Source organism: Niastella sp. sgz303648 (assembly GCF_059587045.1).
Map to the genome: position 1 here is coordinate 1 of NZ_JCAPSW010000005.1, position 12,259 is coordinate 12,259.

A 12,259-nucleotide genomic window follows, 5' to 3' on the forward strand; every position below is an offset into this window, starting at 1 on the left:
CTGCTGTTGCGCCGAAACCTTTTACATATAGACTGTCCAGTTGTCCCGAGACTTAGTGTCCCGGTACACGTTTGCAACAAGCATTACATTATTTCATGTTGTTCCAATACCTCAATAAAGGAAATGATGGAGCATAAAAAGATTGAGACTACTGCGCATTATGTGAGGGCGAATAAGGTTGAATTGGGAAGGATATGATGCGGTTGCAGAGAAAAATAAATGGAAAAGCGTGATTCCTTATAAATATAATCAAGCGTTTATTCGCTACACGTTTTTTGAAAGCGAGCTCGGTTCAGTTGATTTCTGTCCGATCATTTTTTGGCGATGTTTTTTCCCCCATTCATGCATGGCAATGATCACCTCCGAAAGCGTATTACTGTAGGGGGTAAGTTCATACTCCACCATGATAGGTCTGGTGTCCAGTACCGTTCGGGTAACCAGACCATTGATTTCCATCTCCTTCAATTCCTTGGATAATATCCGGGGCGATATTCCGGCTTCCCTGGACAGTTCCCGAAATTTTAACTTACCACCTCTCAATATGGAGATCAGTACCAATTTCCATTTGCCGCCTACTACGTCCAGCGTGTCCTGAAGACTGAGTCTTGCCTTTCTGCATTCTTCGTCGGTGGCGGGCGTTAAACAACGATTTTTGTTTGCCATAGTAACCTTTTTGTAACTGGTATCCTTTATGTAACAGATAACAAAGATATAGCATCTCCCTTGTAGTTTTGTGAGGTAATAAAAAACGGTTAAAGACTCTCAACTTAAAAAAAAAGATCATGAATTCAACCATCACGGACAATAGCGCGGCTCGCGCTGAACGTTTATTTCGAATGCACCTTGCTATGTTTACCGACCCCGCCATGACTCGGGAAGCCTATGCCAACCTATGGACTGAGGACGCCGTGCACGAGTACCCATATGCACCCGCCCCCTATTCCAAGCAGTTGGAAGGACGAGACACTATTACGGCGTACATAGCTAACGTGACCCAAAGCGCTACCAACTGGAGCTTTACTAACTTTGCCTTCTCGGCCACGTCTGATCCCAATAAAGTGTTTGTGGAGTTCGAAGGCAGTGCCCTGGTGACTGCTACTGGCAAGAGGTACCAGCAGATCTACGTAGGCCGCATTACGTTGCGGGAAGGGAAAATCGCAAACTACCGCGAATTTTGGAACCCAGGTTGGATCTTAGATGCCTTTCTCTAAGGTACTTCCGCATAATGAGCGGATAGTGCTATCATTAAGGCAGCAGCAATGCTGCCTTGTTCGTTGTTGTCATCTTCCGGAATGCAGTTCAGTTGTGGGATTGCCGCGAATACCTCATTTACTTTCGTAGTTAGAAATGCCCCATATTGCGAAGTGATTACTTTCCGGGCCAAAAGTTTTTATTTGACAGCAAAAAAGCTTTTTACGAAATCGCTTTTTCCTGGTCGGGGTGTATGCGGAGCCGGCCTATTATCAATGCTAATAATTTTAGGTAAAAACAATTTAACGGCATATATTTATAAGTGTTAGCGGTCAGGTTAAGACGACCATAAACATTACCAGGTAAAAATCTGATAGGATGGTAAATAGATCCTTTACACCCTTTCCAACTTTGACAACTGCAAGACTAACTCTTAGACAATTATCAACCGATGACGGAGAAAGTATTTTTGCCTTGCGTTCTGACAGGGAGATAAACAAGTATCTTGGAAGACAACCAAGCCAGACAATTGAAGACGCAATCAACTTTATCAACAAGATAAATGATACCATTGAAAAAAATGATGGGATCTATTGGGTAATAACCCTGACAAATAGTAACACCTTTGTTGGAACAATTTGCTTATTTAGCTTTTTAAACGAAGAAAATAAGTGCGAGATCGGTTATGAACTTTTGACAAATTATCAGGGACAGGGAATAATGAAAGAAGCGGCTGAAAAAGTTATTGACTATGCCTTTCATACATTGCAGCTTCAAAAAATAGAAGCATTTACTCATAATGGCAATCAGCATTCAACCAAACTTTTGTTGAAGTTTGGATTTAAAAAATCAATGGAAGCTGACAAAGAGAACCCTGACTATACTATTTACACCTTGACCAATTCAGACCGGTAAAATTCCGTAGGCGTAACAGAAAATTTCGATTTGAATACGGTGGAAAAATAAGCAGCGGAAGTTTTAGGTGGCCGACGCACTACATTTCATTTACGCTTAAATGTTATCAAAAAGCCCCGCGCAGGCGGGGCTTTTGCTGTATGAACTCATGCCTGTCTACATTCATCTGCTACTGATATGCTTATTGTTTCAGCAGTTTTTTCTGTAATAACCGGTTATTACCATCCGTAACTTCCAGCATATAGATGCCCGGTGTAAGACCTGACGGAACATTTATATGCAATGACTGAAAGCCTGTTGCAAGTTTTTGAGATGTGGTGAACACGGTTCTGCCGTATAGATCAAACAGTCGTACCTGCACTGCTGCGGCTGCATTTAACTGTAGCTGCAGGTTCAACGCAGTAACGAACGGATTGGGTTGTACCGTTCCCTTTACACTCAATTGGGTATTACCGGTTGTAGCTATTCTTGTGCCGCCTGTTGTTCCTGCACTATCCGACCAAAAGCAGGTGGCATCCTGGTTGCCGGGTTGTGCAGGATCGTCGGAATAAATGGTCAGTGGATCTCCATTTATATCGGATAAGGTTGCTGTAGCCTGATTACAGATAGTTTGTAGCGGGTTGGTTACTATCCGGAATTTGATCACCGCTTTATTGGCATCGCCTGGCTTGATAATACCAGTCAATTCTCCCGGTGAATTAATAAACCTGCCACCGTTTACAGAAAAGGGCATTGTTGAATTGGTTACATCTGTTACGGTTGTACCATTTATTGTTGTGGAAGCAGCGACATAACTGCTATAAGCAGGAATAGCATCATATAATTTTACAAAAACTGCATTGATATTTCCTGTGTTAACCACTTCAACAGTATATTCAATCGTATCACCCGATGCTACGGTCGCGTTACCGCTGGTATTCCGGTATGATTTATTCACCTGTATGGCGGGTTGCAGTATGGGGAAGGTGCAATTGGCGTAGTCGCCGTTCGTCCAAACATTGGCAGTGTCGCTTGCAATGGAAGCAGCGCTCAGGGTATTCAGGTTTACTCTATAAACGTTCTGGTAGGCGCCTCCTAAATAAAAATTACCGGCCGTATCAATGGCAACTGAACTGGTGGCGCCTGAAGGCACGGGATTTATAGTGCCGAGGTAAGTGGCTACACGTATAGCAGGATCGATCCTGTACAGTTTACCGGCATTAACTACCATATACAATTTGCCCGATCCATCGCTAAAAATATCTCCCCCCGCTTCGCCCAGTATATTATTGGAGCCATTAAAGGGCGCATTCTGCAATGCCCCTAACCGGCTGATTACAGGAAGACCGGTGGAAGCATCAATAGAAAAACGGATAAGGTCCAGGGCATTTGAAGTGACCGCATAGCCATACCCATCAGCAGTAAAAGTCATCCGGTTAATATTATAACCGGTACTGGTATTTGTTTCAAGTGGGTAACCAACATATCTCTTTGCCGCAACAGGACTGGCGCCTAAGTCTACATAACAAAGGTCTTGTGCGGGAGAGGCAGCGTTATTAACGAAATAGATCCTGTTTGAATTTTTGTCGTAGGCCAAAGCAGCAACATTTGTCATTATACTACCTTGTCTTAATACTGCGCCGGTAACCGCGTTATAACACGGTCCGGCAACGCCGTCATAGATAGTAGCGCCCCCTGTTCCGTTTTCAGTACTCACTGATCTGATATAAGAGAAAACGGTGCTGCCGGAAGGAGCAAGGGCTGTAGACTGATAAACAACAGAACAGGCAGGGTCTGGTACCAGCGGGGTAAATACTGTATTGGATTTTTGAATATAGCTGATGCCGCCGCTGGTTGCCTCACAGGTGGCGTAGTTGCTAATTGTGCCCGCACTGGCAATTACCTTAACCTGGTATATTACTTTGGCAAAAGTACCAGGGCTAATTATACCACTCCCATTGGAAATCGAATTAATATACCCGCCCGAACCAACAAAGGGCATTTTTCCATTTACATCGGGTATAGAAAAGCCGTTTAGTGAGGTTGAGCCTGTTACATAGGATGTTCCTGCCGGAATGTTGTTATAAAACTTAGAACTGGTCATATCCGCTGTAGACGTATTCGTGGTACGAATGACATATACCAGTATATCACCTACAGAAGCAGGTAAGTTTAATCCCCCTTTTGTTGAATTGAAAGGAGGATCCATGTCTACCTGAAGCTGCGCATTCGCCCTGTTTGCCATACCCGTGGATAGCATTAAAGCAATAAGAAAAAGTTTAATGGAATAGAATTTGATGTGCATAAATTAGGATTTGGTGAATAAAAAATCTTAATCATTATCGCAGGCAAGGCAAGGCCCATTACAGATGATCTGCAACTGGTAAATACCGTTAGCTTTGTTTAATTTTTGTAGATTAAAATAATGCAGAGAGAGCGTGCAAGGTGTTTCAATGATAAGGTTGGGGTACCGTTATCTTTTTTACACATAGAAAAAAGGATAAATATGCCAAACATCAGGATAAAGGTTACATTGCTGATTTTCATAGTAGCTCATTTCAGGCGCAGCAAAGATATTTTTTTTGATGCCATGGGGTTATAGAAATACTTGGATATTGCATCGGGTTGATTTTATATATAATCCTCTATGCATACAAACCTGAACATTTAATAAGCAGGTTAATTAAATTTTAAAACCGCCAGTACAATGATTCCCAAAAACAGCAATAGTTGAATCGTGTAAAACCTGGCGATTTTAGGTACTGTCATTTTTATCATGGTAGAGCTATCGGGATTATTTTCAAAAAAAGCGGTCTTTAACTTTTTTAGTTGCTTTTTCTCTATCAGAATTTCATTAAGCGGCAGCAGCAGAATAAGGGACAGTTTTAGCTGAAGCCATAGCATGTGCAAGAATACCCAACCGGTTATAAACGTAAGTCCAATGCCGGAAAGTATCAGCAAAATACCACCTATCCCTTTTATTGGGGCCAGATTCGACAAGAGTTGTAAAAGACCTGTTGAGCTTTCACTTTTTACGTTAAACCTGTTTATGAAAGCACGAAAAGTGACGAAAGAGGTAACCGTGGTTCCGACCATCAGTATTATACCGGAAAGATGCATAATGAGCAGTAACTGTCGTAACGTTTGTGTATACATTAGGCTATTATTGTCTGTTTATTTAAAATAATTTCCATCGTAACGAGCATAGCTATCCTGCAGGAGACAAAGCGAAGCTCCCGGCAGGTTGTTTCATTTTGTTTTTCATGAATTACCTGTTTGTAGCACAAAGTTCAGAAATGAAAAACGGCTGGTCGTTCACCCAGGTTAATTAATTCTTTTCAGACATTCTTTTTCTGATGCGACTTAGTGATTGCGGCTTTATTCCTACATAAGAGGCGATATAATATTGAGGTATGCGCTGTCCGGTATCAGGGAATTTCGTAAGGAAGTTTTGATAGCGAAGTTCAGGAGGATCGTTGTACAGTGAGTTTACCTGGTTGATTAAATTTACATATACATCTTCAATGCCTAGCCGTCCAAACCTTTCACCATATTTCACCCGCTCATAAAATAGCTGCATATTGCTATGGCTGATGAAATAAACAGTACATGTTTCCAATTAGGCCCCTACTCACCATAAAAGTGCATTAATGATAAGAAATTGTGCAAACACGATAAATGAAGTGAATTAACTTGCACACAATTGAAACGGCAATCCGCCTTCGCTAATTAACCGGAAACAGCTTGCCACCTGTTCCCGGCCTAAAAACCGTATTTATGAAAAATACTACCTTATCCGGCAGCGCAATGAAAAGAAATGGGTTTATGAATTTTGTTGCTGCGAAAAGAACTACGATTGTAGAAGTGATTTCGGCTCTGTTTATATTGTTGTTTGTGTATACGGCAATTAATAAATTTCTTGTTCTTAAAGATTTAAAATATGTATTAAAAGGCTTTCCCCTTATTGGCAGTTTTCCGCAAGTTATAACCTGGGGGCTACCTATCAGTGAATCAATTATTGCCTTGCTATTATTTATACCCCGCACTAAATTATTAGGTCTTTATGGTTCACTGGCGATGATGACAGCATTTACCTTTTATCTTGGTTATATGCTTGTATTTACACCTAAATTACCTTGTACTTGTGGCGGCATGCTACAGAAATTAAGTTGGCCGCAGCATTTGATATTCAATATATTTTTTGTTTTCCTGGCCATTGTTGCCATTCGGCTATATAAAAAGCAACAGGTTACAAGAGAAATTACAGAAACCCCTCTCGTCATATTTACATAACTAAGATTCACTGTTTTTTACTGAAAATTCGTAATAAATTTTACTTGTTGGTTCCAACACTACAACTGGAGTTGCGCAGCTCAGGTTGTAAGCGGAAACCACCGCCGTTATGGTGGTAAATCAGGGAAAGCCGAAAACCTGTTTAAGAGAGTAGGCAATCAGTAAACTTTAAAATCTCATTTTATGAAAAAGTATTTATTAAGCGTATCCGCCATTGCTTTGGCAGTTGGTTTCACTGCGTTCACAGTTAAAAAAGATGTTACACTTTATCGGTATGATGGTTTGCAGTCAGAAAATGAAAGAAAAATTGCAACAAATTATACAAAAAGTGATTCTGACATAATTTGCCTTGGTTCTGGCAATGAGTGCGCCGTTGTGATGTCATTTGACAATGGAGATCATCCTGATTTTACAAACGTTACCTTCCAACCTGGTACTGGATTTCCTAAAAGTGGAGGTGCATTTTTATTTAATTTACGAAAGAACTAATAATTGGCGCTCCTTCAACTCATAAAACAGATTATGATGTAGTTGAAAGAGGAAGCACTTAAGAATAAAAATCGAGTAGAAAGAGGGTGTCTCAAAGTAATTTTGGGGCACCTTTTTTCATTTTTAGTTTTAGGATAAGTGACGGAGCTATTGCCTGGCCAAATAACAGTTTTCGCATTGGTGAGAGGGATTGTCTTTGGGATTTCAAGAAGAAAAAGAAGAAAGAAATAAAAAGTTAATTTATCGTCTTGCTATGAAGAATTTGTGTTCAACAGATCATCAGCAACCTATTCTGTCCGGATTTTTCCTTTGGTGCACGGTGAAGACAAGGAGGAACCTGACTTTCAGGATGATCAACCGCCAACCTCCATAGGTGACCAAGGCCTAAGCTTATTGGACGTGCATTAGGTTCAGCCTGATAGTGTAGATCAAAGAAATGTTCACTTAAGAATGATTCAAAACCTTCATCTGCTCCATGATATAGTTTTTTTAGTTCATCACGTATTTCTGGAATAAGTACTTTCTTTTTGCCTTGAGAATTTGGCAATATTTCACTCGACTCGCCATAGTAAGTGCATAAGAAGGTATCGATTGGAATAGGGGAGCGATCTACATGAAAAGAATAAACATCGGTTGGAAAAAACGGGTAGGTATCATCCCGATCATAGTAGTTGATCACATTAAGGGTTGGCGATGCGCCATGAGCTTTCAATACCTTCAAGTCATTTAAAAGAATTTCACGGGCAAGTTGCCCTTGTTCACTCAACTGAAGTTCACAAAGTTCCTCTTGTTCAATTGCCGTTATATTTCCGCTTAGCGCTACCTTTTTAACAATCTCAGAAAAATCACCTATTAGTTTACGAGTCCAACAAATTGCATTAATTATTCCATTAAATGGCGTAGAAACAAGGTCTTGAAAATTCGTGACACAGTGAATTTGATTCTCAGCATGAGGCAAATCTATCATAATAGCTAATTTAAATATAAGATCATTTGACGATGCAGCAACCTGGATCAACAGAGTTCGAATCCTGTCAGGTCTATCTGATTTCAAATTCCTGCGTAGTTGTCTAGTACGCAATCCAATATGCAAGGTTAAATAAAAACGCCAAATTTGGCAATCCCCGGATCTTCGTCGGCCTGACAGGATGTATCAGCAAAATACCACCTATCCCTTTTATTGGGGCCAGATTCTTCAGGCAGGACGTAGTTGTTTAATTATAAACCGGAAATGATATCTTTATCAATTATTCAACATCGTTTCGCACCAACCTAATCTATATGAAAAATTGGTTTTTTCTATCTGTCACCTTAGTTTCTTTTGTTGCCTGCAAAACAAGTACTACCGAAGAATCCTTTATAGCAATTAATGGGATAGACTCGACCCGCCAGCCTGGCGATAATTTTTTTAATTATGTAAATGCCAAATGGTATGATACTGCACAAATACCGGCGAGTCAGTCGGGTGTAGGCGCCTACCGGTTCATGAACTTTCAGCAACGCCTCAGGTTACAAGGCATCCTGGATAGCGTATCGAAAAGTAACAATGCGCCAGGCAGCCTGGAACAAAAGATCGGTGATTTCTTTGCTTCCGGAATGGATACCAATATCATCAACCAACGCGGATTTGAGCCTCTCAAAACCGGGTTAGACAGGATCAATGGCATCACCAGTATTTCTGATATGATTACATTCATGGCAAAAGCCGCCAAATTGTCCATCGCATCCCTCATTGCTTTTCAGGTTTCGCCCGATCAGGAAAACAGCAGCATGAATATGGGGCATATTTCTCAAACGGGTATCGGTATGCCCGACAGGGACTATTATTTCAATACCGACTCTGCCTCCGTTTCTATCCGGCAAGCCTATAAAAAATATCTTGCGGATCTTTTTACGTTGACCGGAAGCGATTCCGCGTTGGCGCAAAAAAACGCAGCGCTTGTTTACAATATCGAAAAACAACTGGCTGCTTCACATAAAACCAATATTGAAACGCGGGATATAAAAGGCAATTTTCATAAAATAGCCCTGGCTGATTTAAATAAACAACAAGCCAATATAGGCTGGACAACTTACTTCAATACTCTGGGCGCCACCATGGATTCGCTGGATGTAGCCCAACCACGTTATTACGATAAAGTGAACACGCTCCTGAAATCGATCCCGCTTGGGGATTGGAAAATATACCTGAAAGCGAATTATATTAGTAGCTATGCAGACTACCTGAGCAAGCCTTTTGTGGATGCATCCTTTGAATATAACAAGGCTCTAACGGGACAGGCCGTGCAAAAAACACGCGGCGAGATCATGGCCAGCGCGGTAGATAACTATCTGGGACAGGCGCTGGGACAATTATATACGAAGCTTTATTTTCCCGAATCGGCTAAAACGCGGATGCTGGAATTGGTGAATAACCTGCAGAAGGCCTTTTCCAATCGGATTGACCAGTTGAACTGGATGAGTGACAGCACTAAGCAAAAAGCTAAGGAAAAATTATTTGCCATTACCAAAAAGATCGGTTACCCCGATAAGTGGCGCGATTTCACCCATGTAACTGTTGTGAAGAATAAATATTTTGAAAATGTGGTGTCCGCGGCCGCAAACAATTTCCAATATAACCTGGCCAAACTTGGGAAACCTGTTGATAAAACCGAGTGGTTTACTACACCATCCACAGTTACCGCTTATAATAATCCTTACGCCAACGAAATTGTTTTCCCCGCCGGAATTCTACAGCCTCCTTATTTTGACAATAATGCCGATGACGCCCTTAACTATGGGGGTATCGGTATGGTTATCGGGCATGAAATGACGCATACGTTTGATGACCAGGGAGCACAGTTTGATAAAGACGGAAACGTAAAAAACTGGTGGACACCTCAAGACTACGAAAAGTTTAAGGCCAAAACCCAACAGGTCATTGACCTATACAACAAATTCACTGTGCTGGACAGCATTCATGTGAAAGGTGCGCTTACAGTAGGAGAAAATACAGCGGATATAAGCGGCGTTGCCGTGGCTCTTGACGCTTTTAAAATGACCAAACAGGGACAGGATACCACGAGGATCGGCGGGTTTACACCCATTCAGCGATTTTTCTTTTCAGTTGCCAGGATCTGGCGGGTGAAAATGAAAGAAGAATACTTACACTACTGGATAAATAACGATCCCCATTCGCCACCCATGTGGCGGGTGAATGGCCCACTGATGAACAACCCGGCTTTTTACTCAGCATTTAATGTGAAACCCGGCGAGATGATGTACCTCGACAATGATAAGCGAATCAAAATCTGGTAAATTGGAGCGGCCCGTCGATTCATGACAAGGGAAGCCGAAAAAGCGATGATAGCTGCTCACAAAAGCCCCGAACTAATCAGTCGGCAGTTACTTCGGGGCCTTATGATTTGATGTCCTGATAAGTAATTAAATGAGCAAGCACATAACTTACACAATGAAGTCAGTAGAAAAAGATACCGTTGCCCATTCTTTCATCTGCACTGATAAATGCTCTATTTTTGAAGTAGCGCGTTTGTATGCATCAGTTCCCAGGAACAGATTAACCGGTGGGTTTGGATGCGTCACCAACTGCATCAAAGCCATTGCTATTTTATCCGGATCCCCCGCCTGTAAACCATCCATCTGATTAAATTTTTCATGAAACTCCCTGATGTATTGATAGTCCTTTATCTGCTTTTTACTGAAAGCAATGGATTCAGGCTTTGCAAAGCTGGTGCGAAACCAACCTGGCAACACAGCTGTTACCTGAATACCCAGCGGTTTCAGGTCATTCGCCAAAGCCTCAGATAAGCCACTTACAGCAAATTTTGCAGCGGCATAGACAGACCAGCCGGTACCTGGTGCAAAGCCTGCAATAGAAGATATATTGATAATATGACCGGAACCCTGATGCCGCAGGAAAGGCATTGCCTGCTGAATCACTCTGATAACTGCGAAAAAATTGACATCAAAATTCTCTGCTATTTCCTGCATGGATAATTCTTCCAGTGCTCCTCCAATACCATAGCCCGCATTGTTTACAATCACATCTATCCTGCCGAATACATCTAAAGCATGCTGCAAAGATCCGGCAATGCTCTGCTCACTGGCCAGATCTACCTGCAGGGGCAGGAACTGCTCTGTAGGCTCAATAGCTGCTGTCAGCGCTGCTACATTTCTTGAGGTAGCTATTACCATGTGCCCTTGTTCTATTAACTGTTTCGCAAGCGAAAGCCCCATACCTTTCGATGCGCCGGTGATGTACCAGACTTTTTTGTTTTCCATTCCTTCTCATTTTTAGATGCACAAAGCTAGTCGGGCGAGAAAGGAATGATTGGTACAATCAACACCATTATTGGTAAAAATCAAACCGAACGGAAAGCAGATGGCCCCACACCGGCATACTTCTTCAGGAACTTATGAAAATGCGCCAGATCATCAAACCCCAATACCCGGCTAATATCTGAAATTGACCAGTCTGTATGTTTTAGCAAGATCTTCGCTTCTGTTAATAAGCGGTCAAATATATGTTGACTGGTGGTTTTACCTGTTGTTTTCTTAATAGCCCGGTTTAGATAGTTAACATGCACATTGAGCGTATCCGCAAAATCGCCGGGTGTACGCAACTGAAACAGATCGGTAGTGTTTTCGATGGGAAATTGCTGTTCCAGCAGATCCAGAAATAGCAAAGTGAGCCGTTTGCCTGCATCTACCGGCTGAAACAGATTTTCAGGAGGTGTCATTTTCATGGCCAGGTAAAAAAGTTCGCTTACATAATTTCTGATCAGCTCATATTTATAGATATAGTCGCCCTGGTTCTCCCGCAGCATTTTCCGGAACAAGCTTTCAACTTCCTGATAATTATCAGGCGATAATGGAAACACAGGTTTGGCAGCAGTCCGGAACAAAGGAAGACGATCCAGATCAATACGCAGACTTTCCTGAAAGAATTCGCTTCTGAAAACACAGAAATAGCCACTGGTGCCCGGCAACAGCTCTTCATAAGAGTAAGGTTCATGCGGATGAAAAAAAAGCAACGTATTTCCTGTTACAGGTATGTTTTCATTATTATAACGAAACTGGTTGTCGCCGGTAAAAAGCATGATTTTAAAAAAGTTGCGGCGTACATGCATAGGCAGACTTTTGCTATCGCTCATCCGGTCTTCTATACGAAACACACCAAACTGACCAATGGTGTGACGCAATTTTTCAGGATACCTATTAAATTTATGATGATAAAATGATTCGAGGGATTCCATATAGATTGAGGTGTGGTGATTTTACCCTTTCCTGAACGTGATTTAGGTAAAATTGAGCAGTTTTTTGTTAATTCCGTAAAATGGTTTGCAATTATTTTCTATACAAGATTTAAAGAAATATCCCCGGAATGCTTTAG

12 protein-coding genes are annotated in these 12,259 nt (G+C 41.6%); 5 read left to right on the forward strand and 7 right to left on the reverse strand.

Annotation, left to right across the window (positions count from 1 at the left end; translation table 11 throughout):
• Positions 1-264 precede the first annotated feature (264 nt).
• Positions 265-663, reverse strand: a complete 399-nt coding sequence (locus AC59IL_RS15615; RefSeq protein WP_496553091.1) for a winged helix-turn-helix transcriptional regulator — start codon at positions 661-663, stop codon at positions 265-267.
• Positions 664-782: 119 nt separating this feature from the next.
• Here AC59IL_RS15615 and AC59IL_RS15620 point away from each other — a divergent pair, with 119 nt between their 5' ends.
• Together AC59IL_RS15620 and AC59IL_RS15625 are read left to right on the forward strand one after the other, a co-directional pair.
• Positions 783-1,211 carry a nuclear transport factor 2 family protein gene (locus AC59IL_RS15620; protein WP_496553092.1) on the forward strand — a complete coding sequence of 143 codons (429 nt, stop codon included), beginning with the start codon at positions 783-785 and terminating at the stop codon, positions 1,209-1,211.
• A gap of 358 nt (positions 1,212-1,569) precedes the next feature.
• The gene (locus AC59IL_RS15625; protein WP_496553093.1) at positions 1,570-2,106 is read left to right on the forward strand and encodes a GNAT family N-acetyltransferase; all 537 of its coding nucleotides are present in this window, start codon (positions 1,570-1,572) and stop codon (positions 2,104-2,106) included.
• 181 nt (positions 2,107-2,287) lie between these two features.
• Here the strand turns inward: AC59IL_RS15625 and AC59IL_RS15630 are convergent, their stop codons facing one another.
• The 3 genes from AC59IL_RS15630 to AC59IL_RS15640 form a co-directional block, all read right to left on the reverse strand.
• Positions 2,288-4,390 (reverse strand): T9SS type A sorting domain-containing protein, encoded by a 2,103-nt coding sequence (locus AC59IL_RS15630; RefSeq protein ID WP_496553094.1) that lies wholly within the window; start codon positions 4,388-4,390, stop codon positions 2,288-2,290.
• 374 nt (positions 4,391-4,764) lie between these two features.
• Positions 4,765-5,241 carry a hypothetical protein gene (locus AC59IL_RS15635; RefSeq protein WP_496553095.1) on the reverse strand — a complete coding sequence of 159 codons (477 nt, stop codon included), beginning with the start codon at positions 5,239-5,241 and terminating at the stop codon, positions 4,765-4,767.
• A gap of 172 nt (positions 5,242-5,413) precedes the next feature.
• Positions 5,414-5,665: a cyclic nucleotide-binding domain-containing protein gene (locus AC59IL_RS15640; protein ID WP_496553096.1), complete on the reverse strand. Its 252-nt coding sequence runs from the start codon at positions 5,663-5,665 to the stop codon at positions 5,414-5,416.
• 197 nt (positions 5,666-5,862) lie between these two features.
• Between AC59IL_RS15640 and AC59IL_RS15645 the strand changes: the two genes are divergently transcribed.
• The gene (locus AC59IL_RS15645) at positions 5,863-6,378 is read left to right on the forward strand and encodes a MauE/DoxX family redox-associated membrane protein (RefSeq protein ID WP_496553097.1); all 516 of its coding nucleotides are present in this window, start codon (positions 5,863-5,865) and stop codon (positions 6,376-6,378) included.
• Between the two features lie 183 nt (positions 6,379-6,561).
• Positions 6,562-6,867: a hypothetical protein gene (locus AC59IL_RS15650; RefSeq protein ID WP_496553098.1), complete on the forward strand. Its 306-nt coding sequence runs from the start codon at positions 6,562-6,564 to the stop codon at positions 6,865-6,867.
• Positions 6,868-7,135: 268 nt separating this feature from the next.
• On the opposite strand, the gene AC59IL_RS15655 is transcribed toward AC59IL_RS15650, so the two are convergent.
• Positions 7,136-7,834, reverse strand: coding sequence for a hypothetical protein (locus AC59IL_RS15655; protein WP_496553099.1), 699 nt, complete (start codon positions 7,832-7,834; stop codon positions 7,136-7,138).
• A gap of 314 nt (positions 7,835-8,148) precedes the next feature.
• On the opposite strand from AC59IL_RS15655, the gene AC59IL_RS15660 reads away from it, so the two are divergent.
• The gene (locus tag AC59IL_RS15660) at positions 8,149-10,164 is read left to right on the forward strand and encodes a M13 family metallopeptidase (RefSeq protein ID WP_496553100.1); all 2,016 of its coding nucleotides are present in this window, start codon (positions 8,149-8,151) and stop codon (positions 10,162-10,164) included.
• A gap of 147 nt (positions 10,165-10,311) precedes the next feature.
• Here AC59IL_RS15660 and AC59IL_RS15665 read toward each other — a convergent pair whose 3' ends face one another.
• Both AC59IL_RS15665 and AC59IL_RS15670 read right to left on the reverse strand, forming a co-directional pair.
• Positions 10,312-11,148: an SDR family NAD(P)-dependent oxidoreductase gene (locus AC59IL_RS15665; protein ID WP_496553101.1), complete on the reverse strand. Its 837-nt coding sequence runs from the start codon at positions 11,146-11,148 to the stop codon at positions 10,312-10,314.
• 80 nt (positions 11,149-11,228) lie between these two features.
• Positions 11,229-12,122 carry a helix-turn-helix domain-containing protein gene (locus AC59IL_RS15670; protein WP_496553102.1) on the reverse strand — a complete coding sequence of 298 codons (894 nt, stop codon included), beginning with the start codon at positions 12,120-12,122 and terminating at the stop codon, positions 11,229-11,231.
• Positions 12,123-12,259: the final 137 nt, after the last annotated feature.